The organism is Brevibacillus laterosporus, from assembly GCF_030489605.1.
Taxonomy (GTDB): domain Bacteria; phylum Bacillota; class Bacilli; order Brevibacillales; family Brevibacillaceae; genus Brevibacillus_B; species Brevibacillus_B laterosporus_E.
In genome coordinates this window covers 58,981-85,263 of sequence record NZ_JAUKFY010000012.1, presented here as the reverse complement: position 1 = coordinate 85,263, position 26,283 = coordinate 58,981, and the positions used below count along the sequence as shown (strand labels likewise).

The following is a 26,283-nucleotide window of genomic DNA, read 5'->3' as shown; positions in this document are numbered from 1 at the left end:
TGGGAAGGTGGTAATTCTGATGAAACATCTGCGCATTGACAGTCAATCCACAAGCTCTGCCTCCTCATTAAGCTATGAGGAGGTGCGGAGGCAGATTCTGGCTATGCTGCCTGCGCCTGTCGAGTTTGATGATGATCAGAATCTGATCGAGCTGGGATTGGATTCTTTACAAATGATGAGAATGGTCAACAAATGGCGAAAGGAAGGCGTAAAGGTTACGTTTGCCGAGCTGATCGCTGCCCCTTATCTGAGTGATTGGTGGGCGCTTCTGCAAAAAAACAGTCCGGCGCCTTCTTCCATAAAGGACAATAATATCGCAGTCCAAGAACAACCAGTCCAAGCACAAGAAGAAACAGATAGTCCTTTTGCGCTGACGGATGTGCAATATGCCTATTTGATTGGGCGTCAGGATGATCAGCCGCTGGGCGGAGTCGGATGCCATGCCTATCTTGAGATTGATGGCACAGGCGTGGGGCATGGGCGTCTGCAAAACGCGTGGGAACAGTTATTCATGCATCATCCGATGCTTCGGGCAAGATTTTTGGCTGATGGACAGCAAGAGGTGCTGAGCACTCCTTATACAAAAACAGTGCCCGTTCATGACCTGCGTTTATATGCTGAAGACGAGCTCACCCTGAAGCTGGAGAGTATACGTGCCCGTCTGTCACATCGCCGTCTGGCGGTGGAGAAGGGAGAGGTAGCGGGTCTGGAGCTGAGTTTGTTGCCAGAGGGGCGCACCCGACTTCATTTTGATATTGATTTGCTTGTTGCTGACGTGCAAAGCCTGCACATTCTGTTACGTGATCTAGCAGCGGCATATGCGCGTGGCTGCCAACCAGCGGCGCCTGCTCATTGGAGCTTTGCCAGCTATCTTCAGCATGAAACACAACAACGGGCCTCAGACAGAAAGGAAGCCGCCCGCTATTGGCAGGAGAGGCTGTCCACGCTGCCAGGAGCTCCGGGCTTACCATTGAAGGAAAAGCCGGAAATGATTAAGGCACCTGTTTTTACAAGAAGGAACTATTTCATGAAAGCTGAGGATTGGATGCTTTTACAAAAACGCTCCGCAGCCAAACGAGTCACACCGGCGATGGTGCTGTTAACGGCATATGCAGAAATTCTTGATCGCTGGAGCACCCATTCGCAGTTTCTCATTAACATACCATTGTTTGATCGCCAAACCGGAGATGCTGGCATTGAAGAGGTTGTTGCTGATTTTACCAACCTGCTTTTGCTTGCTGTTGACCTGCGTACCCGTCAATCGTTTTTGGACCGTGTTCATTCGGTGCAAGCCCGGTTTCATCAGGATGTCGCTCATGCAGCTTATTCGGGCGTACAGCTTCAACGTGATTTGGCGAGAGTTCGCCCGGGAGAGCGGGATTTTGCCCCTGTGGTTTTTGCATGCAATTTGGGAACGCCGCTCATCAATGAGGAATGCCGTCAGACTTTAGGACAGCTCTCCTATATGATTTCGCAAACGCCGCAGGTATGGCTTGATTTTCAGTCCTATGAAATGGATGGTGGCTTATTGCTGGCGTGGGATTCCGTCGATCAGCTATTCCCGGACGGGATGATTGATCAAATGTTTGCTGCTTTTGGCCAACTCATGGACTGGCTTGTTGCCCATGACAATGATTGGCAAGCTACGCCAGAGCTTTTACCTGATCTGGAGCAGCAAAGGCAGAACAACGACAGTGAATCGTTACTCGCACAACCGGGTCAATGCCTGCACAGTGCATTCTTTGCGCATGCAGCTACGAATCCGCAAGAAACGGCGCTGATAGATAGTCATACAGATACAAATATTTCGTATGGCGAACTATCTAGGTACGCGTTGCAGGTGGCGGCATTCCTTAAGGAACAGGGGATAAAAACGGGAGATGCTGTTGCCGTTACCATGCCGAGGGGAATCGATCAAATCGCTGCGGTGCTTGGCATTATGGCACTTGGTGGCTGCTATGTTCCGATTGGCACCGGACAACCGGCGACTCGTCGCGAGCGAATTCATAAAAAAGCAGATATTCGCTACGTACTAACCGATGATGAATGGGCGCAAGCTTTGGATTGGCCAGAGGATGCCGTTGTCTTGTCAATCGCGAACACGGTTAGCATAGCTCCCTTGAGTGAGCCTGTCTCAATTTCTGGGGATAGCCCAGCTTATATCATCTTTACTTCAGGTTCCACTGGTGAACCGAAAGGGGTAGAAATCAGTCATTTTGGAGCATGGAATACGGTTGCTGACATTAACGCGCGCTATCAGGTTGATTCAGGTGATCGTATCTTGGCGGTTTCCGCTCTTGATTTTGATCTGTCTGTCTATGACATATTTGGACTATTGAGCGTGGGCGGTTCTCTTGTGCTGATTACTGAAGAGACACGCCGTGATGCTGCCCATTGGGTCAAGCTGGTTGACAAGTATCAGATTTCACTCTGGAATTCCGTCCCAGTACTGCTCGATATGCTGGTAATCGCCGCGGAAAGCGGACAGTACGACAGCTTGCCGATTCGCTTAACGATGCTGTCCGGTGACTGGATTGGCCTTGATTTGCCACCGCGACTGAAACGAGTAGCCCCGCACAGTGAACTGGTAGCGATGGGGGGAGCTACAGAAGCATCCATCTGGTCTAATTTCTTCCATGTTACATTGCCGCTGCCAGAGCATTGGACATCGATTCCTTATGGGCGTCCGCTGACCAATCAGGCGTATCGGGTTGTGGATGTCAAAGGAAGAGATTGCCCCGACTGGGTGGCAGGCGAACTCTGGATCGGAGGAGCCGGTGTCGCATTAGGCTATCGGGGAGATCCGGTGCTTACCGAAGAACGTTTTGTCAATTGGAATGGTTCCCGTTGGTATCGAACCGGTGATCTAGGACGATACTGGCCTGATGGCACAATTGAATTTCTCGGACGTCAGGATTTTCAGGTCAAAATCAGAGGACATCGCATTGAGCTAGGTGAGATCGAAACGGCCATGAAGCAGCATCCAGGTGTACGTGATGCAGTCGTCACAGCAGTGGGAGATGCCAGAGAAAACAAGCATCTGATCGGCTATGTGGTTTTAGAACAGGCAAACGAATCATCCTTGTATGACAGCGTAAACGCTGATCTGAAACAGGCCGAGGCACTCTGGGACAATTTAAGGAAGGCGGGTCGCGAACAAGAATGGCTCAATGAGATGAGTCCAAAAGATTTTCCTGTGTTTTGGGCCTATATGGAGCGCCTTGGTGTTCGCTATATTTGCCGTGCTCTGAAACAAGCAGGGGTAGATTTGCAGACAAATCAAAGCTATAAGCTCGATTCTCTAATGCAGTCTTGCATGATTCAGCCTCGTTACCGCGAGTTGATCCGACAGTGGCTTCAGATATTGGCTGACGAGGGCATTGTCAGAATAGAAGCACCGGACACATTCGTGATCGTTCAGACCGTATCGGAAGAATTGCTTGAGGGGACACTGGAAAGCTATTTGCCTCCTGCATGGGAACAGCATGCACAAGGACTTTTGCGCTATCTCCAGCAAATGGACAACGCCAATGTTGCGCTTTTAACAGGAGAGCTTGATCCGCTGGCTTATTTCTTTTCAGATGAGCTGGGTATGACCCCAAATGACCTGATGCAGGCACTTCCTGGCACAAAGCACAGAAACAGCATTGCACAATCAATCATTGAACATATCCAACATGGCCTGCAATACAGATCTGAACCGCTGCGTATTTTAGAAATTGGCGCAAGGAGCAAAGCGTTAACCGAATCGTTACTAGCACTACTGTGCTCTGATACAACTCTTTATACATGCGCGGACAACTCGACTTTCTTTACAAGTGCGGCTAAAAGCAGATTCAAGGAGTATTCGTTTGTGCATTATCAGTTGTTGGATATCGAGCAGAATCCACTGGATCAGGGCTTTGATGCCCATCAGTATGATGTCATTATCGCCTCGGATTCTCTGCATCGTGCAAGTAATATTGAAACGGCTCTTTTACATATGCAATCCCTTCTCGCCCCCGGGGGCTTGTTGATTTTGCTGGAAATGACGCGCAATAGTCGTTTACAGCAAGTAAGCACAGGGTTCCTTGAGGACGGATTTATCCATTATGAAGACGAAAGACACACAGAACAGCGACCGCTTTTATCTGTTGAAAAGTGGCAGCAATTATTGCAGGAACAAACCTTCACGCAGGTTGCCTCCTTCCCAGAGCAGAACGATCCGGCAAGTGTCTTTGGCCAGCATGTGATCGTAGCGCAGGCGCCGCTTCATGTTACACAATTCAATCCGGTTAAGCTATCTGGTTTTTTGAGCCAAAAGCTGCCTGATTTCATGGTACCATCAGCTTTCATACTATTGAACGAAATGCCGCTGACATCCAATGGCAAGGTGGATCGACAGGCACTGCCAACCCCTGACAGGCTGATTAAAGCTAAGGCAGAAAACGCTTATACAGCCCCGAGGACGCCAATTGAAACTGCCCTTGCGGCGATCTGGTGCCAGCTTTTTGAAATGGATCGTGTTGGTATTGCTGATAACTATTTTGAATTGGGCGGGGATTCCCTTTTGGCTACCAAATTAAGTGCAATGGTACGCAGCAGGTTTGAGGTAGAGCTGTCATTGGGGCGGATTTTTGAAAAGCCTACGATTGCAGGGATGGCAGAGCAAGTCCAGACGCTAATGGATCAGAGAGAACAGCATGACGATTCGGCAGAAGCCCTGCCAAAAATCATACCGATGCCACAGGATCGGAACCAGCCTTTCCCATTGACCGATATCCAGCAGGCGTACTGGGTGGGGCGAAGCGGTCTTTACGCATTAGGCAATGTCTCCACTCATTGTTATTTTGAGATTGAAGGACAAAATTTAGACCTTGAGCGGATCAATCGTGCTTGGCAGAGACTGATTGATCACCACGAAATGATGCGGGCTGTCATCATGCCTGATGGTTGGCAGCAACGGATTTTAGAGGATGTTCCAGCTTATCTGATTAATGTCAATGACTTGCGAGGCAAGGGCCCTGAAGAGGTCGAAGCCGAATTGAAGCAGATTCGGGAAGAGATGTCGCATCAGGTGCTTTCTACAGACGTGTGGCCTTTGTTTGACGTAAGGGCTTCCCGCTTTGGAGAGGAGCGTGTTCGTCTGCATATCAGCTTTGACAATCTGATTTTTGACGGGTGGAGCATGTTTCATCTCTTGAGCGAATGGACCAGGCTCTATCATGAGCCGGATGCACCGTTGGCTACATTAGAATTGTCATTTAGGGATTATGTTCTTGCTTTGGAAGAGCTTAAGGCATCTGAGCTGTATCAACGAGATCTCGATTATTGGCTTGCTCGATTGCCTGATTTGCCTCCTGCTCCTCAGCTACCTTTGGCTCAAAGTCCAGAGTCTCTTACGGAACAACGATTTAGCCGTTTGGAAGCGAAGCTGTCTAAACAAGTCTGGCAGAAGCTTAAAAAACGGACGGCGGAGGTTGGGCTTACACCGTCAGGAATTTTATTGACAGCCTATGCTGAAACGCTTGGGGCTTGGAGCAAGAGCTCCCGCTTTACAATTAATCTGACACAATTTAACCGCTTGCCGCTTCACGCACAGGTTAATGATATCGTAGGAGATTTCACTACATTGACCTTGCTTGCGGTGGAATCTTCCAAAGGCAAGACATGGTTGGAGCGAGGACGGAATTTGCAGCAGCAGCTGTGGAGCGATATGGATCACCCGTATGTTGGAGGAGTTCAGGTACAACGCGAATTGGCAAAGAAAACTGGCGAGCATCATGGTGTCACGATGCCGGTTGTTTTTACGAGTGCTCTTGGGGTTAACCAGTGGAACGGTAGCGAGACAGATGGAAAGTGGCTGGGCAAGCTCGTGTATAACATTACGCAAACACCGCAGGTATGGCTCGACCATCAGGTGGTGGAGCAAGACGAGGAACTGCTCTTGATTTGGGATGCGGTAGAAGGTCTGTTCCCTGAGGGAATGCTTGCTGACATGTTCAGTGCTTATTGCCAATTGCTACAGCGTCTGACTGACGATGAGGCGATATGGCAGAAAGAGACGTCTAGTCTTATTTCTGTTCCGCGTTTAGAGGCAAGGATTGAGGCCAACGATACAGATGCACCTGTATCTTCAGAAACACTCACTGGATTATTTGCAAAACAAGAGGTTCAGCAATCGAGCCATCCAGCTGTCATTTCGGCTAATCGGACTTTGACGTATGAGGAGCTATCCCTCTCTGCTGATAAAATAGCTAATTTATTGCAGGAAAAGGGGGCAAAGCCCAATACACTGGTTGCGGTTGTGATGGAGAAAGGCTGGGAGCAGGTTGTGGCAACGCTTGGGATTCTGAAGTCTGGTGCGGCGTATCTGCCTATCGATCCAGCTCATCCTAAGGAGCGTCGTTCACAGCTGTTGCGTGACGGTCAAATTCGCATTGTGCTTACTCAGTCTTGGCTGGATGAGCGATTGAGCTGGCCTGAGGACGTTGAACGACTGTTGGTAGACCAGATGCCGGCAAGGAATGAGGCAATGAACCTACTGCCGATTGCAGGGCAACCGGAAGATTTGGCCTACGTAATATACACCTCAGGGTCAACAGGTTTGCCAAAAGGGGTTATGATCGACCATCGAGGCGTTGTTAACACGATTGAAGATGTAAACCAGCGTTTTTCTGTAGGACCGCAAGATCGTCTACTGGCCCTTTCCAATCTGAATTTCGACCTGTCGGTGTACGATATTTTCGGCATGCTGGCAGCAGGTGGAACGATCATCATGCCGGAAGCAGACAAGGCCAAAGATCCTGCCCACTGGATTGAATGGATGAAGCAGGAGCAAGTGACAGTCTGGAACACGGTTCCGGCGCTGATGCAGATGCTGATCGAGTATGCTTCGGGAAGAAATTTAGAACTGCCGCAAACATTGCGTCTGGTTCTGTTGAGCGGTGACTGGATTCCATTAGATTTGCCAGACAAGATTAAGGCTTATTTCCCACAAGTACAGGTGATCGGCTTGGGTGGAGCCACAGAGGCGTCGATCTGGTCGAATCTGTATCCGATCGAAGACATTGACCCAAGCTGGAAGAGCATTCCTTATGGCAGTCCGATGATCAATCAACGCTTTTATGTGCTTAACGAATGGATGGAAAATTGTCCGGTATGGGTGCCGGGACAGCTTTATATCGGTGGAATCGGCCTTGCAAAAGGCTACTGGCAGGATGAAAGCAAGACGAATGACAAGTTCATCTATCATCCTCATACTGGTGAACGTCTCTATCGTACAGGCGATTTGGGTCGTTACTTGCCTGATGGCAATCTAGAGTTTCTTGGTCGGGAAGACTTTCAAGTAAAAATCCGCGGTCATCGGATTGAACTAGGAGAGATTGAAACGGCACTGAACCGTCATGACGGAGTGAAGAACGCTATCGTTGCAGTACCGGACGAATCAGGCGAGGAGAAACGTTTAGTGGGGTATGTGGTACTTGATCAGCAAAGAGGAGCGGAGTTGTTGGAAACCGAGCAGGCAGATTCGGCTGATTGTGAATCACGCTGGCAGGAAATCAGCAATGCTGGTCAGCTGCAGGCTGCTCAAGTCCCTGATTCCATGGATGCTGAGGCAATCGCGCGGTTCCTCCATGAGGCCGATCGTGTAAGCTCTGCCTTCATATGCCGCACGCTGGATGAGATGGGGATGTTCTCAAGTCAAGGAGAGCGTTATTTTATTGATAATCTGGTACGCCAATGCAAGATTCATCAGCGTTACAAGACCTTGCTGCTTCACTGGCTTGATGTGCTTGTGGAAGAAGGACTACTTGCCAAAAATGAGGACGGAACATATCAAAGTCTCCGTTCGTTACGCGAGGGGCTAGCTATATTCGCTCAGGATGGCGCGTTGTCGGTTTCACCTGTAGGGACGGAAGCAGTTCAGGCTCTGGAAGATCATTTTTCGCGAGACTCTTCATTGTTTATCAATCTGTTAACGGGCAAGCTTGATCCACTCGAGCTTTTCTTTACAGAGGATGCTTCGTTGACACCTTCAGGCCTGAATAGGTTTGACTTTACGCGCGAGTATTACAGCAATCTAGCTAAAGAGGTGTTTTGCACCTTAGTGAACAGCTACCCATCTGACAAAGAGCTGCGGGTGCTAGAAATCGGTACACGGGTCGGAGGTTTGACACCAACGCTCGTTTCCGCTTTGCCTGTGGAGCGTACTCGATATGTCTACGCTGACGAGTCTGCCTTTTTTACAGACAGGGCAAAACAGGAGTGGGGAGAGCAGGCGCCACTTGAATACGGATTGTTTGACATGAATACAGCGCCGCTATGGCAAGGCTATGAACCGCATTCTTTCGATGCAATTGTCGCAGATAATACTCTTCATCGCTCACGAAACCTGAACATGACACTTGAGTACCTGAGAGGAATGCTGGCACCGGGTGGAGTTCTGCTCCTAGTAGAGTCAACTCGCAATAGCCGACTTATACTGACCACTGTCGGGTTTTTCGAAGATGGATTCAGTCATCTAGAGGATGAGCGTAAGGCGAATTACCTTCCTTTATTAGCGCCAGATCAATGGTGCACGATATTGGAGAGACAGGGCTTTTCACATGTACGGGCATTCCCGCAAAACAATCAGGTCGCAGCAAAATTCGACAGACATCTAATCGTGGCACAGGCACCTGAAGCAGTTAAGGTGTTTAGACCAGAAAAATTGTCCGATTGGATGCAGAAAATGCTACCTGACTACATGGTGCCAACCGAGTATGTGCTGCTTGATCAGCTGCCTCTTTCAGCCAATGGAAAAGTAGACCGGAAAGCACTTGCGAAGCTTGGCGGGAAGAAGGAAAGCTTGCCGAAAAAAGCACATGTTGCACCTTCTACACAGACAGAAATCAACATAGCCAGTGTTTGGGAAGAGGTGTTGAATTGTAGCACGATTGGGATACATGACAGTTTCTTCGCACGGGGCGGGGATTCGTTACGTGCCATTCAATGCATCAATCTCCTAAAAGAGCGATATCAGATTGAATTGTCTATGCAAACTCTTTTTGAGTATTCCACGATTTGCATGCTTGCTGAGTTCATTGACACAAGTGCTTCAGAAACAGAACAGCTTGCAGCAAATTATGACGAGGGAACCATTTGATTTACTAGAACTGACCTGCGTTGCCTTCAAGGAGAAATGAACAAGGAAGCACCGACACTTTGACAATCGTCAGCCTTGCCTTCTCTTTGAAGGCTAGCGCAAAGAATCAGGCTGGAAAGGGAGAGAGAGCATTGGATAAAAAAACGATTGGCATCCTGGGAGCTAGCGGAACCGTAGGCAAAGAAGCCGTACAGACCATTCTTGCGTTTACGAATCATCATGTTGTGCTAGGAGGAAGAAATCCTGGAAAGCTTGGTGAGCTTTTTAAGGGAATGGAAGAGAGGATCGAATGCCTGCAAGCAGATGTTTTTAACGTGGAACAGCTTCATCGCTTTTGTAGCTCATGCGATATCGTCATTAATTGTGCTGGGCCTTCCAAGCAAATTGTCGATACAGTCGCCACTGCGTGCTTAGACCATTGTATTCATTATGTAGATGTTTCAGGAGATGAGCATCTCTATCGCCAATTATTAAAGAGACAGAATGAGATCACTGAAAAAGGACTGCTGTTTATCATTTCAGCAGGGGTTTACCCCGGGTTATCCGAAATTTTCCCGGCTTACATCGCTGAAAACGATTTTGAAGATATCGATTTTCTGGAATTGTTTTTTGCAGGTCAGGGCGATTTTTCCTTGAATGCGGCCTACGATATTGTGTGTAGCATTGAGGAAGATACCGGATTGGGCATGACCTATTGCAAGCATGGGAAAGCCCAAAAAATAGATGGCTCGTTTCATCGAAATTATGAATTGCCGCTCCCGGCAGGCAAACGTGACACTTATCCGGTCTTAACTCAGGAATTCAGCCAAATGGCTAAACAAAAGAACATATCATCCGCCTATTTTTACAATAGCTTTCAGAACAATTCTGTCCTGAATCAATTTGTGATGATTAAGGCTTTGCAGCAATACAAAACAGAAGAAGAGAAAAAGGCTTCAGCCAAACTGCTGGTTGAGCAGTTCAATACAAAGAAGCAGGCTGCAGAGGATTTCACCATGTTTCATCTGAATGCCACCGGTAACCGTAGTGGTAAAAAAATGCGGCTGGTTTCAACCCTTTTGTATCCGGGAGATTGGAATCGGTTATCGGGCATCATTGCCGGAACGGTAGCTCGTTTGATCGCAAAAGATAAGAGTGCCAACTCAGGTTGCTTCTTTGTGGCAGAAGGCGTATCGGCGACCAGTCTGATCGATGCTTTATGCGAGCAGACGATTGACCTTACGCGTTCATTAATCGAAATAAAGTAGAGGTGGCATATGACAGAGAATCGTAGGTTGCGTACCGTGGTATGTGGTTCCCGATTTGGACAGTTCTATCTGGAGGCTGTTAAAGCATTGCCAGAACAGTTTGAATTGGTAGGTTTATTGGCAAAGGGCAGCGAGCGCTCCCGAAGTTGTGCAGAACGTTACGGTATTGAGTTATATACAGATATTGAGCAACTTCCTGACGACATTGATCTTGCTTGCGTCGTAGTACGCTCCACAGTCATGGGCGGCAATGGCACTGAAATGTCGCTTAAACTGCTTGCTCGCAACATACACGTCATTTCTGAACAACCGATCCATCACAAAGATTTAGCTCTTTGCCTCAAGCTAGCACGACAGCATGGAGTACATTTCAAGACAGGGGATCTCTATGTGTATTTGCCTGCTGTGCGCCGTTTTATTGCGTGCGCCCGGACAATGCTAAAACAACAACCAGCCCTCTACATTGATGCTGTGTGTGCTACTCAGGTTTCTTTCCCGCTGATGCACATCCTGCAAGAAGCATTGCCGACCATTCGTCCATGGAAAATCAGTCATGTTATCAAGGATGAGGGACCGTTTCAAGCGCTAACCGGATTGCTTGGAAAAATTCCGATTACCTTGCGAGCCCATAATGAGGTTGATCCACATGATCCGGACAATCATCTTCATTTACTGCATCGGGTAACAATTGGCGTGGCAGGTGGCAGTTTGTCACTTGCAGATACGCATGGTCCTGTTGTGTGGCAGCCGCGTTTGCATGTTCCCGACCTTCCGAACATTCATGAGCAACTGTCAGCGGCACCGCCCGCACACCTGCTTGAAAATAGCACGCAAGTATTGGGACCACCAGAGCCTACCAGCTACAAGGACATTCTGATGACGCAGTGGCCCCGGGCCATCGGCAGGGATTTATTAGCAATGCGGGAGATGATCTTCGGGCAGGTTGACAAGTCTGCTATGGATACGCAGGCGCAACAGGAGCTTTTATGCTCTCGTCAGTGGCAGGATTGGACTCAGGCATTGGGATATCCAGTGCTGCGCTCCAACAGCAGTCACCAACCGTTGTCGACAGAGTCTTTACAAGAGGCTGCCTTAAGCATTTCAGAAGATGCATGCGATCATACCCAGTCATCAGTCGATCCTTTGACTAAAAACGATGTATTTTCTTGCACAGCGTATGCTGAGAACGAATTGAGAGGGATTGATGCTGGGCAGGTGAGAATGTGCGTTGAGCGACTAGATGAAGCAGCTTTATCTTCCATGCTGTTTGCCTTGCAATCGCAAGGCGCGCTTATAACAGCCGAACAGGGATTTAGAATGGAAGACATTTTCTCTGCCGCGAAGGTAGCATCACGTCATCAGCCTGTCATTATGCGTTGGCTACAGATATTGACGGATCGCGGTTATGTAACGCAGTCCGATAGAAAGTATCAATGCTCGATTGAGATGACAGCAGATGAGGTGCAGCGTCGTTGGGAGTCAGCTAAGGAAGCATGGAACAAAAAACTTGGCTCACCGATGGTCATCGACTATCTCATGGCTAATGCAGATAAACTCCCGGAGCTGATGAATGATAGTCAACAGGCCGCACTGCTATTATTTCCCGAGGGACGTATGAATGTGGCTAATGCTCTGTATCGGGATACGCTTATAGCGAGGTATTTAAACAAATCGGTGGCAGAAGCGGTGATGCGAATCGCTGCTATCAAACAGGCTACTTCCTCTTCTGTGTCTACTGCCTCTAAGGCTTCCCTCCGAATTTTGGAGGTAGGCGCCGGGACAGGAGCAACCACGGATGTAGTTGTGGAACGGCTGCATGCATCTGTTTCCAAACAGCTGAATCTGGATTATCTGTATACAGATGTGTCTCACTTTTTCTTATCAACAGCTCGTGAACGCTTCAAAGATTACCCTTGGATGCGATTCCAGACTGTCGATATTGACAAAAATCTGTTTGAGCAGGGATTGACACCAGAAAGCATCGACATCGTTATTGCGGCAGGCATGCTCAACAATGCCCGCGACACGGATCAGGTCATCCGCAATCTCATGCAAAGTCTTGTTCCGGGAGGGTGGCTGGTCATTACAGAGCCTACACGGGAATTTGTGGAGATGCTGATTTCACAGGCCTTCATGATGACTCCTCCTGAGGACGATCGGAAAAACACGCAATCAACCTTCATGTCTGTTCAGCAGTGGACTGATGTCATACAGGGCGCAGGTGCCAAGGAGTTTGTCATACTGCCGAACGAAGAGCATCCGCTCGCTCCATTGGGACAAAAGCTGTTTGTTGTTAGGAAGGAAGCGTATGCTGACGTATAGCAGCATTGCTGTAGCGTCATCAATCTATAACGAAATGGTCAAGCTCAAAAAATAGGAGTGTGTACATATGCCCCAAAACCTCAAGACGAATTGTGCCGAGTTGCTGACGCGTCTTCGCACTGAAGGAATTTTTCTATGGGAAGAAAATGGGAGCCTGCGCTACAGAGCACCCAAAGGAACGCTTGCAGCCGGCGATTTACAAGCGCTAAAAGAGCATAAAGGAGGTATTTTGGCTCTATTGCGCGCTGAAAAACGACCAGTGACGGTCATATCTGATCCTCAATCGCGGTTTGAACCTTTCCCGCTGACAGATGTGCAGTCGGCTTATTTGCTGGGACGCCATGATCTGTTTGGTTACGGAGGTGTGGCATGCCACATCTATTTGGAACTAGACTATCCCAAGCTCGATCATAAACGAACACAGGAGGCTTGGAATTTGCTCATAGCACGCCATGATATGCTACGGGCAACGATCGACCAAAATAAAGAGCAGCGCGTCCTAAAGAGTGTACCGCACTTTGAAGTGGCTTATACCGACACCAGCGGCTTGACTGAACAGGAGGCAGCAGCCAGACTTGGGGACATTCGTGAAAAAATGGGGCATCGTATTTACGATACAGCTCGTTGGCCCTTATTTGATATTGGCGTGACCAAAATGAGTGATAATACCGTGCTTCATGTATCCATGGAATTTCTCATCGCCGATTGGGCGAGTATCTGGCTACTATTGGCTGAATTTGAGAAGCTCTACAAAGAGTCAGAACGAGCGTTACCTGAGCTATCCCTTACATTCCGTGATTATCTACTCGCCGAGCGCAGCTTAAAGGAAACAACGGCGTATGCCAGGGATAAAGAGTATTGGCTACAACGAATGGATACTTTGCCCCAAGCTCCAGACCTACCTTTAACTAGACAGCTCGAAAACGCAGGAGAGGCACGCTTCCATCGCCGTTTCATCCGTCTGGACAAAACGGCCTGGGACACGTTCAAGCAACGAGCTCAAAAACGTGGATTGACACCAACAACTGCTGTAATGACTGCCTTTGCCGCTGTGATTGAGCGATGGAGTCGAAACAGTGCTTTTTGTCTGAACCTGACGTTATTAAACCGGCAGCCCTTACATGAGCAAGTCCATGAGATTGTCGGCGATTTTACATCGGTCAATTTGCTTGCCGTAGACTGGGATGCGGAGCGCTCCTTCCAAGAACGAGCGCGTACCATTCAAAAACAGCTATTTGAAGATTTGGACCATCGTTTGTTTTCCGGTGTAGAGGTTATGCGAGAAATGGCACGCAGGCGCGGACGTGAAGCTGCTTTGATGCCTATAGTGTTTACCAGTGCGATCGGTCTTGTTGAACCCTCGGAAGGTAGCCAGCTAACAGGTAAAATCTCCGGGTACGGCATCAGCCAAACGCCGCAGGTTTTCATTGATTGTCAGGCTATGGACAGCTCAGCAGGGCTGCAGGTCAACTGGGACGTGCGAGAGGGTGTCTTCCCAGATCAAATGATTGATGACATGTTTGATGCGTTTGCAGAATTAATCCATGCGCTGGCTAGAACCGAGCAAGTCTGGGAGGCAGGTGATGTGATTGCGTTACCTGCTTGGCAGATTGCAGAACGCAACAGTGTCAACGCGACAGCGGCTCCCTTGCCGGACTATTGCCTGCATGAGCAAATCGTAAAGCAAGCAATGGCAAATCCAGACCGCCCTGCTGTGTTTGATAGCGAAGGTCACATTACATACAAAGAGTTGGTGAAACGCGCTTTTGCTGTGGCCAACAAATTAAAAGAGCTTGGCTGCAAAGATCAGGATCGTGTTGCTATCGTGATGGACAAATGCGCGCATCAGGTTACAGCAGTGCTAGGTGCTTTACTAGCCGGGGCGGTTTACGTGCCGCTTGACATAAAGCAGCCGGAATTGCGTCGTCAGGCTATGCTGGAGCAAGCGAATGTCCGCTTCGTCTTAACGATGTCCACAGTACAAGTGCCATTGCCAAGCAACCTGCAAACAATTGAAGTGGATAACATTGAGCCATACCAGGATAAGCAGTTCCAATCACCGGCAAATCCGGACTTACCAGCTTATATCATCTATACCTCTGGTTCCACTGGACAGCCGAAAGGGGTTGTCATTAGTCACCGCGCAGCAGCCAATACCATTGCGGACATCAATCGCCGCTTTAGTGTCAACAATGAAGATCGTGTGCTGGGGCTTGCTCAACTAAGCTTTGATCTGTCCGTCTATGATATCTTTGGCCCGCTGTCCGTTGGTGGCGCATTAGTTTATCCGAGTGCCGATCGACAGACCGATCCATCTCACTGGGCCGAGCTAATGGTTGAGCATGGGATTACCGTGTGGAATTCGGTACCGGCCTTAATGCAAATGCTGGTCACTTATTTAGATTCTGAACCTCGCATACATGCACCAGCAATGCGTGTGGCCCTGCTTTCCGGCGACTGGATTCCTCTGACGCTGCCGGACATGATGCAAAAACGGATGCCTTCTGTACAAATCGTCAGTCTGGGTGGGGCTACAGAGGCTTCTATTTGGTCAAATTACCATATATATAAAGGTCTTGAAGCTGACTGGAGCAGTATCCCTTACGGCCTGCCGCTCGCAAATCAGGGATTCCGTGTGTTAGATTCACAAATGCGTGATTGCCCTGTGTGGGTGCCGGGAGAGCTGTATATTACTGGACATGGCTTGGCCGAGGGTTATGCGGGCGATTTGGCACTTACTCAGGAGCGATTTTTGCTGCACCATGCGGATGGAGAGCGGCTTTATCGTACCGGGGATTTAGGTCGCTACACCCCCGGTGGTGAAATCGAGTTTCTGGGCCGCGAGGATAACCAAGTCAAAATCAGAGGCCATCGGATTGAGCTTGGTGAAATTGAGTCCGCTCTGCTTAAGCATCCTGCCGTCGCCGCAGCTGGCGTTGTGCTAGATAGTACGAGTGATGAACAGGCATTGCTGGGCGTTGTGGAAGCCGATCGCCAAAAAGACCGGGATCCTGAAGCAGAAAACGCAGAATTTACAAAGGTGGTAAACGGGATCGGCGAGCAAGCCAGCGCTGTAGCAGATCGACTGAGTAAAGCGGAAATCGAGTCGGCGATGGCTGACCTTGATCAAGCAGTGCTCCATTCCATGCTAGCCGCGCTGCAAAAGATAGGGTTCTTTACCAATAATGAAAAACATTCAATGGAAGACATTTTGCAATCTGAGGGAATCCTTCCTAACTATCGCTGGATTGTTCGAAGCTGGATCGCAAAGCTGACAGAAGCAGGCATGCTGCTTGAGCACCCTGAAAAACAGTTCAGTTGCTCGATACTGCAAAACGCTAAGACGGTAGATGAGTATTGGTCACAGGCAGAGACAGCGTGGACAAACATGCTTCAAACAGCGGGCTTTACCGCCTATGTTCGTAAAAATGCAGAAAAGCTGCCAGAGCTACTAAGCGGTCAGCAGGATGCGGTTTCCTTGCTATTCCCTGAGGGTAAGCTCGACCACGTACGCTCCTTGTATGTTGAGCATGTCATGGCTAACTATCTCAATCAGTGCATGTGCGCACTTTTACAACGCATCGCCCAACAGCAGACCGGCAAGACCTTGCGGATTTTGGAAGTCGGAGCGGGCACCGGTGCAACAACCGAGAACGTCTTAAAAGCGCTGGAAGGCTTTGATGTTGAATATGTATTTACAGATGTTGCTTCCTTTTTCATTCCGGGAGCTAAAGCCCGTTTTGGACAATACCCAAAAATCCGCTTCGGAGTTTTTGATGTGGACAAGGATTATCGAGCACAGGGGTTGGATCCTAACAGCTTTGATGTGGTGCTGGCTGCTGGGGTATTGGAAAACGCACGCGATATTCCGGCAAGCATGAACAGGCTCAAAGAACTCATTTGCCCTGGAGGCTGGCTCGTATTTACGGAACCAACTCTGGAACACTTATGGATACTAGCTTCGCAGGCGTTTATGATGATGGAGCCGGGCGATTTGTTGCGAGCCGAGACTTCTTATCTGGACCATGGAGGATGGATGCAACTGCTACAGGAGGAAGGGAACGAAAATGTTTTATCGTTGCCTGAAGAAAATGACAAGCTCTCCTCTCTAGGCTTTCATCTATTTGCCAAACGCTTTAAACAGGACAGATTGCCAGTGAGAGCAGAAGACCTGGAAAGCTTCCTTTCCTTGCATCTTCCGGCCTATATGCTTCCTTCCCATCTGCAAATTGTCGATGCTCTTCCGCTTACCGGAAACGGCAAGATAGATCGGCGTGAATTGGCAAAATGGCGACCTGCATCGACTGTACAAAATTCCATAGCAGAAACAGAAGAGGCTGGTCTGGACATGCTGGAAGAACAGCTTGCACAAGTCTGGTCAGAAGCATTGGGTATTTCTGGAATTGGCAGAACGCAAAGCTTTTACAAACACGGCGCTGATTCACTCATCATGGCGCAAGTAGCAGGGAAGCTGCGTGACAAATTGGCTGAGGATCCGACACACGAGGAAATTCCTTTTGATGCCTTGCTCAGACAAATGCTGAACTATCCGAATGTGGCTGCATTGGCAGAATTCATACGCTCACGCAGTTCGGAAGGAAAACAAAATAATCATCAGGAAGTGTCTTGGCCAAAAATTCAGGGCAATTCAAGCAATGCTGTCATTATTCCATTTGGAGGCGGGGAGACAGGACCGCTGAGAGTTGTGTTCCACGCTGTCTTGGGTACAATGGACAGTTTCCGTCCACTTCTGGAACAACTAAAAGAACAGAATTTGGGGAACGTAGTGGGAATCTCCATCGCGGATATTGAGCGATATTGCGCCCTTGATCCGTCCGAACTCATCGAGGCAGTTGCGGACGATTATGCGGAATGCCTGCTACAAAGCGGTCAAAAGCAGATGCAGCTCATCGGTTATTCTCTAGGCGGTCTGATTGCAATCGAAGTAGCCAGACGCCTTGTAGAACAAGGAATTCATCTCGCAGACCTAGTTCTAATTGACATTCCGCCGATTATCACGGAATTCGATGATGATCTGCTGGTTGAAACACTCTTCGTCCCTAATCTGAATATCACGCTTGAACAAGCTGGTTTTGGCGGAATTAAACAAGGTGATTTGGCTCGAGGAATCATGCAGCTTATCGAGAAGCACGGACATTCCATTCCACAAGGCACTGCATGCACCATTGGCGGGGATGACGGGCTTGACAAGGTGGGTGAGCTATTCCAACGATTGTCTACCCTCGACAGGAGAGAACGCTTTACGGCTTATGTTGAGGCGATTGCCAAAGCTACTGGCGAGCAAATGCCTGTAGAAATGGCGGAAGGCTTGTGCAAGGTCTTTCATCAAAGCTTTAAGGCTGCCCGCTTCACACCTCCACCGTACATGGGGGACATCCGTTTGTTGTTGGCAAACGAGCCGTTTCTATTTTTACCGCGCACCAATGAGACGACCGTTGATTTCTGGACAGACATTTGTCTGGGTGAACTAGAAGTGATAGCAATCGGCGGGAACCATTTTAGTTGCATAGCAGAACCGAACGTAAGGGAGCTGGCACGTTTGTTAGCGGCACCACTTGGTTCATAATAAGCACTCCGAGAACAGAATCGGGGGAAAAGACAGCAAAAGAGGGATGTCTTACGTGTACCTATTAAAGCAGGTTCACCAGAGAGGGCATCCCTCTTTTTTCTGCGTTTCCATACGAAAAAATAGCTTTGGGAACCAACCGCGAATCCACCGAACCTACCGAATCCATCGAAGCTAAATACCCTTGCAGGATCCATCTCTCTAAATAAAAAATGACCACAGCTCTGACATTTTCGTATGTGGAGGTTTTTTTGTACGTTTACATAGATATGGTAGCTTTAATCTGAGAGCACATCCAACAATAAATAAATATTGAAAAAAATACCTTTTCTGTCTATAATAATGACTGTAGTCATAAAATGACTGTGGTCATTTGATAGGAATGGATGGTGATGATTACCTTGTTAAGGGATGTAAGGAAACAAGAGCTTAAGGAACACATTTTCATGAAGGCTTTACAATTGTTTAAAGAAAAAGGCTTCGAGAATGTGACGGTTGAGGAAATTACAAAGGCATGCGGTATCGCTAAAGGCACGTTTTATAATTATTTTCCCAAAAAAGAAGCCATTCTACTTCATCTAGGTAAAACACAACTGGAATCGTTCTATCAAGGAATAATACGCTACGCTGATGAGCCGGATTTAAAGAAAAAGCTCACACTGCTCTTTCACAATTTGTTTGCACGTTATAGAGAGCATTCCGATTTGATTCGACTAATTATTTTAGAATTGATGCGTTCTACCATACATATTCAAGAGGAAATGGGTGTCGTGCAAAAATTTCTGGAAGCAATTATGTCCATACTTGATGATGCCAAAAAAAGCGGTCAGCTTTCCGAGCGCATGAATACGGAGGATGTTGCTGCTGTGCTTATGGGTATTTATTTTAATTCACTGATGGTTTGGTTATCCCAAGACGCGGACGTTACGGAGATAGAACCCATTTTTCAGCGCCAATTTGAGATTGTCTGGAAAGGAATTTGTCATTTGGATGATTGAAGAATAAATGGATATTCTCCTTGGGATGTCCGTCCTACTTTTGGTGAGTATTAGCTGCATGCACGTATATTGGGCGTTTAGCGGAAAATGCGGAGGAAGTGTTGTTATACCTAAGATGAATCCCAGCAGCCTATATTTGTCCTAGGCATCTTAGCTACCTTGCTTGTTGCTCTCCTGTTGCTCGGAGCGGCGCTGCTTCTGATGGCACGTGCTGGGATTTTCTTATCCATTTCCTCTCATCCACTTTTAAAGTGGGGATGCTGGATTTGTACGGCCGTATTTGGACTTAGAAGCGTGGGCGATGGTAGATACGTGGGGGTGTTTAAGAGGATGAAGCATACCCATTTTTCTACGTATGATACTTATCTGTTTACACCGCTTTGTTTATGGCTATGTTTCAGCTTTTTATATGCAATCAGTCGATAGGAGGAGAAGAGATGAAAAATAAATCCTTTCTGATTATAGGTGGAGGCATTGCTGGCTTGACAGCTGCTATTGCGTTACAGCAATTAGGACTTGATGTGAAAGTGTATGAACGTTTTCCAGAGATTCGCCCTGCTGGAGCTGGAATCATGATTGCTCCTAATGCTTTAAGAGCCCTGGCACGCTTAGGCTTAGACAAAGCGGTGCAAAAGCAAGGCTTTGTAAGTCCTAGAGGCATTGCTATTCTAAACAAACAAGGTTCTGTATTGTCTGAGATTTCTACAAGCTCACAGCAGTATTCCACGGTATCCATTCATCGAGCAGAATTGCATCAAATACTACTCTCCGCCCTTCGACCAGGCACTGTTATTTTTGGAAAGGCTTGCTCTGATAGTAAGCAGGATAAGGATGGCGTAACCGTTACTTTTGCAGATCAGACTGAAGTTACGGGAGATTATTTACTTGCGGCAGACGGTATCCATTCGGTTGTAAGGAAGAAGCTGTTTCCCTCCATAAAGCTGCGATACTCGGGCTATACGTGCTGGCGTGGTGTTGCTCCATGCTGGCCGGACTCTGGCGAAAATTCGCAATTTACTGAAACGTGGGCTGCACAGGGACGTTTTGGAGTCATACCATTGGCTAATGAGCGAACCTATTGGTATGCTTTGGTGAATGGACCATCTGGGGATAAGCGGCATGCAGAGTATCGGATTAAGGATATCATCCAAATATTTGAGGGATATCATTCTCCAGTTGCACAGGTATTATCAAGAACCCCTGATGATAAAATGATTCATAACGATATATTTGATTTAGAGACGCCTGAGCAATTTATTTCCGGCCGCTCGCTCCTCCTCGGTGATGCTGGACATGCTATAACACCGAATCTTGGGCAAGGGGCTTGCCAGGCAATCGAGGATGCATTAGAGCTTGCACGTTGTTTCATACAGCATTCGACTGTCGAGTTAGCCTATCAAGCATTCGAGATGAGACGAATAGAAAGAGTAAGGGCAATCTCGCAGCTATCTCTTAAAGTAGGTAAAATTGCTCAATTAGATAGTCCGCTTCTTTGCGTTTTGCGAAATAGTGTCATGAGACTTACACCAGCTTCTCTGCAAAATAAACAAATAAGCAATCTATTTAATGTAGAATTTTAAGCTTTGACGATAGAAGCTAGCTTCTCTAGCAGTACAAAAAGAGAGGCTTGCTTTCTATCTTTTTTTATATCTATCTCTACATTAGAAATATTCATATAATTATTATTTTATTTTATCCCAGGTTTATCCATTTTTATTGATTTAATGGTAAATTATATACAGGAAAAACAAATATATTACTTGGGAGGAAAACAATTGTGTTTAAAAAGCAAATGAGAAGAGTTATGGCTGTTGGAATGTTGAGTTTTGCTGTTCTGTCAGTAGGGTCCGTAGTTAGTGCTGCACCTATCTCAATAGATCACAGTAAGTACTCTATTGCTCCCGCAAGTGATTATTTACAAGGGATACTACCAAAAGAAGATTTTCCTACTATTGAGAGCATACCGGATGAAAAGATGGGCGGAGGTTGTTATGCCCTTACTAAGTATGTTCTGGAGAAGGTCGAAGATGAGGGTGATAATTGGCTGGTTACTTATAAAAAAGTTGATGAATAAACTAAAAGATACAAGTTCTTTTCTATATATCGCTGTTTATAAAAAGGCGCTTCTAGCGTCTTTTTATGTTGTTATAGCCAAAAAAAAAGATTCTATGACAAGTCGCTGTGGTGCCATGCATAAAAGACGTAAAACCAGAAAGTTATGTCAAAAATTCATCCGACAATCCCCTTATTTACCCAATAATATTGCTGTTAATGCCCGTATATCCTACATTGAGACTTTCTGCCCTTGTGGCAGTAAATCATATTTTGTTATACCATGTATAGTTCTTCCTTAATAAAAGGAATACCTTTCCAATCCGGGAAGGAATGCTAGAAGAAAGGATGTGCTGTGGAGCCTATGATGACCATGAAGCCCCCGGTGGAAACGTTGTATGAAACCGAGCTAAAAGCCCTAGTAGCAAATGACAAAGGTTCTAAACCTCCAAATTGGCTATTGTCCCCGAAATCTGTCAGAGATTTTATTCTGGGTGCAGAGGCTCCGCTAAAGCTAGGTGAGGAACAAATTACCATCACAAAGAAATTTTACGGCGATGACGTGCTAATTGAAAGAGCCATTGTCTCATTAGCCGGTAATCGAGGGCTAATGCTAGTGGGTGAACCAGGGACGGCAAAAACAATGCTAAGTGAACTATTATCAGCGGCGATATCAGGAATAAGTACCAATACGATTCAAGGTACTGCAGGGACGACGGAGGACATGATTAAGTATTCCTGGAATTATGCCATGCTATTAGATAAAGGTCCTAGTTTTGAGGCTTTAGTTCCTTCTCCTTTATATAAAGGGATGAAAAAAGGCATTATTACCCGTTTTGAAGAGATTACACGATGCCCGTTTGAAGTCCAGGATGTATTAATTAGCATTTTAAGCGACAAGGTGATGAATATACCTGAAATTGAAGATGGGATTTTGTTTGCAAAACCAGGTTTTAATATTATCGCTACGGCAAACATTCGTGATAAAGGCGTAAATGAAATGAGCAGCGCCTTAAAACGAAGATTTAATTTTGAAACGATTTTCCCTGTCAACCATGTGAAAATGGAGGCGCAAATCATTGAATCCCAATCTAGGAACATGTTGCAACAAAGTGGGATTGACATTGCTGTTGACTCTTCCATCGTAGAAGTTCTCGCTACCACGTTTTTAGAATTGCGAACAGGGGAAACGTTAGAAGGCTATAAAATTGATAGTCCACAAGCCGTCATGAGTACTGCTGAAGCTGTTTCTGTCTATGTTCAGAGTGCGATGACCTCTTATTTTTATGATCATAAGCCTATTACTTTAGAACGGTTGGTTCAAAATATGCTGGGTGCTGTAGCGAAGGAGAATCATAAGGATATTCATATCCTGCAAACCTATTTTTCAAAGGTTGTGAAACAAAGGGCAAAGGAAGAGAGCTTATGGGGAGATTTTTACAATCAGAAGAAATGGATCAGATAACCGAGCTATGTGAGAAAAAAATTTATAATCTTGCCAATCAGGTTGTCTATTTCCCGATTCGTCACCACAGCCCTGCTTGTTCTTTCCACCTCAAAAAAGCGATTGAGGCCTATAAGCCAGAAATTATTCTGTTGGAAGGACCGGAGAACAGCAATCATATGATTGAAATACTGACACATGAGGATACAGCGCCACCCGTCAGTATCTATTATGCCTACAATAAAGAAGAGCATAGCTATGCCTGCTATTTTCCCTTGCTAGATTATTCCCCTGAATACGTGGCTTTAAAGGAAGCGAAACGAAGGGGAATTCCCGCCCAATTCATTGATATAAGCTACGGAAGTCGGCAAGAAAGTAAGGAACACGGGCATGACGAGGATCAAGAATCCCGAAAAATCTCCTATCATGACGAAACTTTGCTTGCCAGTTCAATTTTTATTAAACAACTTTGCCAAAAACTGAACTGTCGGCATTTTGATGAGCTTTGGGAAAAGGTTTTTGAAGTGGAAGGGCTCAAGAAATCTACTGAGGATTTCGTGAAGGAAGTATATACATACTGTTATTTCTCCAGAATGTGCTACGAGGAAGAGATGCTAGAGACAGAAGGCCACCTCATCCGTGAAGCACATATGAAGAACCATATTGTAAAAGCGCAAAAAGAATATGCGAGAATCCTTGTCGTTACAGGAGGGTTCCATACCTATGGATTACTAGAGGATAGAGTTTCAACCTATAAAATCAAACAAGTAAAAAATGAAAAAGGATACCCGATGGTTTATACCTTTCGTGAGGCGGATCATGTAAATGGGTATGCTAGCGGTATGCCCTATGTGAATTACTATGACACGGTCTGGAGGGCGATTCAGAACAAGCAAGCTTATCCTTATAACAAAAGTGCGGTTCTTTTCTTGGCACAATTAATAAAGAGCTTGCGAGAAAAAGGAGAAACGGCGTCGGTTTCGGATGCTGTTGAAGCCTATCATTTAGTTCAGGGGCTTGCCAGTTTTCGTTCTAAATCGGAGGGTGGGGTCTACGAGTTACTTGATGCTGTTACCTCTGCATTTGTAAAAGGCGAGTTCTCACTTGCTACATTACAGCCCTTGGATACATTACGAGAGCTACTGACGGGCGATAAAATTGGGAAAATTGCCAAGAATGATTTAGATGTGCCGATTGTACGCGATTTTCAAGAGAGAGGCAAAACATATAAGTTAAAACTACATACAACCAGTAAAAATAAGAAGACAGTGGACCTGTATGCTAAACCGCTGCATCGAGAGACTAGTTACTTTTTTCACTGTCTACAGTTTTTAGTGCCAGAGTTCTGTCAAAAAATCACGGGGCCTGATTGGCTCGAAAATCGCAATATTAATCTAGGTAGAGAAACCTGGGACTACAGCTACTCCTCCTACATAGAAGCGAGGCTCATCGAAAATTCGATTTACGGAGGAAGCATTCGAGATGCGGCGATTCAGAAAATCGAAGAGTGTATGAAGGAGCTTCCGGATCATCATAGCAGAGTGGCAGCTAAATGGCTTTTGAAGTCAATGCTTATGGGACTAGAGGAATTGAGCAGCATGCTTTTTAATCTGGTTGAAGAGTTTGTCAAGAAAGATGGAAGCTTTGTCTCTCTCTGTCAAACTCTTCAAACACTTACAGTTCTTTCTGAACAAAAACGCTTATTTGCGCTGAAGGAAACGGACCGATTGCAAAAGCTCATAGAGGAAACTTATTACCATGCCGTAACAAAAATCTATGAGATCACAAAGCCTAACCCAGATGAAATAAATCACGTCGTAGAAAATCTAAAATTTCTTTACATGCTTTCCTCCAAGGAGAGCTGGGGGCTTTCCGTTGATATTTTTAAAGATCAACTTGCTAGTCTCCTTGCCGTCAATGATATTTTACCTCGGCTTAAAGGCGTTATCATCGCTATTTTATGCAATCTGGACGTATTGGATCGAGAGGAAATAGCGTTAAAAGCAAGGGCGTATATGCTTGGTACTCCTGAAAACATGTTGCATACTGCTGCGTATTTACAAGGGGTATTTACAATAGCTCGTGATGTGCTTCTGCACGATAAACAGTTGCTAGAGGATTTGAACAATTTGATTGGCAGGCTGTCTTATGAGGAGTTTTTGCAGATTGCACCAGAGCTGCGTCTAGCTTTTACTTATTTTACACCTATGGAGATTATGCTTATTTCAGAGAAAGTGGCCTCTCTATTCCAAACTACCGCAGAGGATGTGCAAGCTCCTGTCATTGAGGAACGACTACTGCAGCAGGCGAGGAAGCTGGATCAGGCTATTGAGAAGGAGTTTGCAAAATGGAACCTCATCTAAACAAAGAGAATCTCAATCGCTGGAGGTTATTATTGGGCGAGAATTCCAAAGAATCATTAAATAGCATTGATGGCTATAAAGAGGCTGATTTTACCTACTCTGAAATAGATGACATCCTTGGCTACCTCTACAATCGAGAGTATACAGAAGAGCAAGGGTATCGCGCGAAAGGCGGACAGGGAAGCTCCCAGCTTACTGTTCCTACCTGGATACGTAAAATCCGTACCATTTTTCCGAAGAAAACGGTTGAGATTCTTGAAAAGCAAGCGATTGAAAAGTACAACATGATCGAGCTGCTCACGGACAAAAAAGTGCTTGAAAAGCTTGAGCCTAATATGACATTGCTAAAAAATATTCTTCAATTTAAAGGATATATGAAGGGCGAAGTGGTCAAAACAGCCAAGGACATGGTGCGAAGGGTCGTAGAGGACTTAAAAAGAACACTTGAATTTCAAATAAAAACGAGTGTTGTGGGCAAGCGTAATTATCATCGCAGGGGATACATAAAGTCGATTAAAAATCTGGATTATACGCGAACAATCAGAAAAAATCTGAAGAATTACGATAAACAAAAAAAACGCCTATTTTTAGATGAAGTATATTTTCACAGCAATACCCAGCAACAAAATAAATGGAACATTATTATAGCTGTAGATGAGAGTGGGAGTATGCTCGACTCAGTAATATACAGCTCTGTCATGGCAAGCATTTTTCATCAACTGTCTTCTCTTAAAACGAACCTCATTATTTTTGATACACAGGTAGTAGATTTGACTGATCAATTAGAAGACCCTGTCGATCTATTGATGAGTGTTCAGTTAGGAGGAGGGACACATATCGCAAAGGCGCTGAAATATGGGAAGACTTTGCTTGAAAACCCCAACAAAACAATCTTTATTTTAGTGAGCGATTTGGAGGAAGGCTACTCCATTCATGACATGTATCGTACCAGTAAAGAGATTATTGATACGGGCTGCAGATTCCTTGTTCTTACTGCTTTGGATTTTGAAGGAAACGGAGTGTATAACCAGCACGCCGCACGGACCTTGGCTGATATGGGAGCGCATGTTGCTGCCATTACGCCAGATGAGCTGGCGCGTTGGGTTGGTAAGATTATCACCTCATAACCTAATCAGAGGGCAT

At 46.4% G+C, this 26,283-nt stretch carries 11 protein-coding genes; all 11 read left to right on the top strand.

Annotated elements, in window-relative coordinates; all coding sequences use genetic code 11:
* The first annotated feature begins 19 nt into the window (after window positions 1–19).
* The 11 genes from QZ995_RS14350 to QZ995_RS14300 all read left to right on the top strand — a co-directional run bounded on the left by QZ995_RS14350 (window position 20) and on the right by QZ995_RS14300 (window position 26,267).
* Window positions 20–9,127: a non-ribosomal peptide synthetase gene (locus QZ995_RS14350; protein WP_301808090.1), complete on the top strand. Its 9,108-nt coding sequence runs from the start codon at window positions 20–22 to the stop codon at window positions 9,125–9,127.
* 59 nt (window positions 9,128–9,186) lie between these two features.
* On the top strand, window positions 9,187–10,374 hold the full coding sequence (locus tag QZ995_RS14345; RefSeq protein WP_301808088.1) for a saccharopine dehydrogenase family protein: 1,188 nt from the start codon (window positions 9,187–9,189) through the stop codon (window positions 10,372–10,374).
* Window positions 10,375–10,383: 9 nt separating this feature from the next.
* Entirely contained in the window at window positions 10,384–12,696 is a 2,313-nt protein-coding gene (locus QZ995_RS14340; RefSeq protein ID WP_301808085.1) for a bifunctional Gfo/Idh/MocA family oxidoreductase/class I SAM-dependent methyltransferase, read from the top strand.
* 67 nt (window positions 12,697–12,763) lie between these two features.
* A complete protein-coding gene (locus QZ995_RS14335; RefSeq protein WP_301808082.1) occupies window positions 12,764–18,283 on the top strand; it encodes a non-ribosomal peptide synthetase in 5,520 nt (1,839 codons plus the stop codon).
* Window positions 18,284–18,684: 401 nt separating this feature from the next.
* The gene (locus QZ995_RS14330) at window positions 18,685–19,281 is read left to right on the top strand and encodes a TetR/AcrR family transcriptional regulator (protein WP_437124739.1); all 597 of its coding nucleotides are present in this window, start codon (window positions 18,685–18,687) and stop codon (window positions 19,279–19,281) included.
* Window positions 19,282–19,482: 201 nt separating this feature from the next.
* Complete coding sequence (locus tag QZ995_RS14325) at window positions 19,483–19,707, top strand: DUF3995 domain-containing protein (RefSeq protein WP_301808077.1); 225 nt, start codon at window positions 19,483–19,485, stop codon at window positions 19,705–19,707.
* Window positions 19,708–19,718: 11 nt separating this feature from the next.
* The gene (locus QZ995_RS14320) at window positions 19,719–20,861 is read left to right on the top strand and encodes an FAD-dependent monooxygenase (protein WP_301808076.1); all 1,143 of its coding nucleotides are present in this window, start codon (window positions 19,719–19,721) and stop codon (window positions 20,859–20,861) included.
* A gap of 197 nt (window positions 20,862–21,058) precedes the next feature.
* Window positions 21,059–21,355 (top strand): hypothetical protein, encoded by a 297-nt coding sequence (locus QZ995_RS14315; RefSeq protein ID WP_301808073.1) that lies wholly within the window; start codon window positions 21,059–21,061, stop codon window positions 21,353–21,355.
* Window positions 21,356–21,697: 342 nt separating this feature from the next.
* Window positions 21,698–22,798 (top strand): ATP-binding protein, encoded by a 1,101-nt coding sequence (locus tag QZ995_RS14310; RefSeq protein WP_301808071.1) that lies wholly within the window; start codon window positions 21,698–21,700, stop codon window positions 22,796–22,798.
* On the top strand, window positions 22,759–25,140 hold the full coding sequence (locus QZ995_RS14305) for a DUF5682 family protein (protein WP_301808068.1): 2,382 nt from the start codon (window positions 22,759–22,761) through the stop codon (window positions 25,138–25,140). The genes QZ995_RS14310 and QZ995_RS14305 overlap by 40 nt, the downstream gene beginning before the upstream one ends.
* Window positions 25,125–26,267, top strand: coding sequence for a VWA domain-containing protein (locus tag QZ995_RS14300; protein ID WP_301808066.1), 1,143 nt, complete (start codon window positions 25,125–25,127; stop codon window positions 26,265–26,267). Before QZ995_RS14305 ends, QZ995_RS14300 begins: the two co-directional genes overlap by 16 nt.
* Window positions 26,268–26,283 lie beyond the last annotated feature (16 nt).

Bases quoted from the DNA above. Each gene is read 5' to 3' on its own strand.
- QZ995_RS14350 (WP_301808090.1), top strand. From the start codon at position 20: ATGAAACATCTGCGCATTGACAGTCAATCCACAAGCTCTGCCTCCTCA.
- QZ995_RS14340 (WP_301808085.1), top strand. From the start codon at position 10,384: ATGACAGAGAATCGTAGGTTGCGTACCGTGGTATGTGGTTCCCGATTT.
- QZ995_RS14335 (WP_301808082.1), top strand. From the start codon at position 12,764: ATGCCCCAAAACCTCAAGACGAATTGTGCCGAGTTGCTGACGCGTCTT.
- QZ995_RS14325 (WP_301808077.1), top strand. From the start codon at position 19,483: ATGGCACGTGCTGGGATTTTCTTATCCATTTCCTCTCATCCACTTTTA.
- QZ995_RS14320 (WP_301808076.1), top strand. From the start codon at position 19,719: ATGAAAAATAAATCCTTTCTGATTATAGGTGGAGGCATTGCTGGCTTG.
- QZ995_RS14310 (WP_301808071.1), top strand. From the start codon at position 21,698: ATGATGACCATGAAGCCCCCGGTGGAAACGTTGTATGAAACCGAGCTA.
- QZ995_RS14305 (WP_301808068.1), top strand. From the start codon at position 22,759: ATGGGGAGATTTTTACAATCAGAAGAAATGGATCAGATAACCGAGCTA.
- QZ995_RS14300 (WP_301808066.1), top strand. From the start codon at position 25,125: ATGGAACCTCATCTAAACAAAGAGAATCTCAATCGCTGGAGGTTATTA.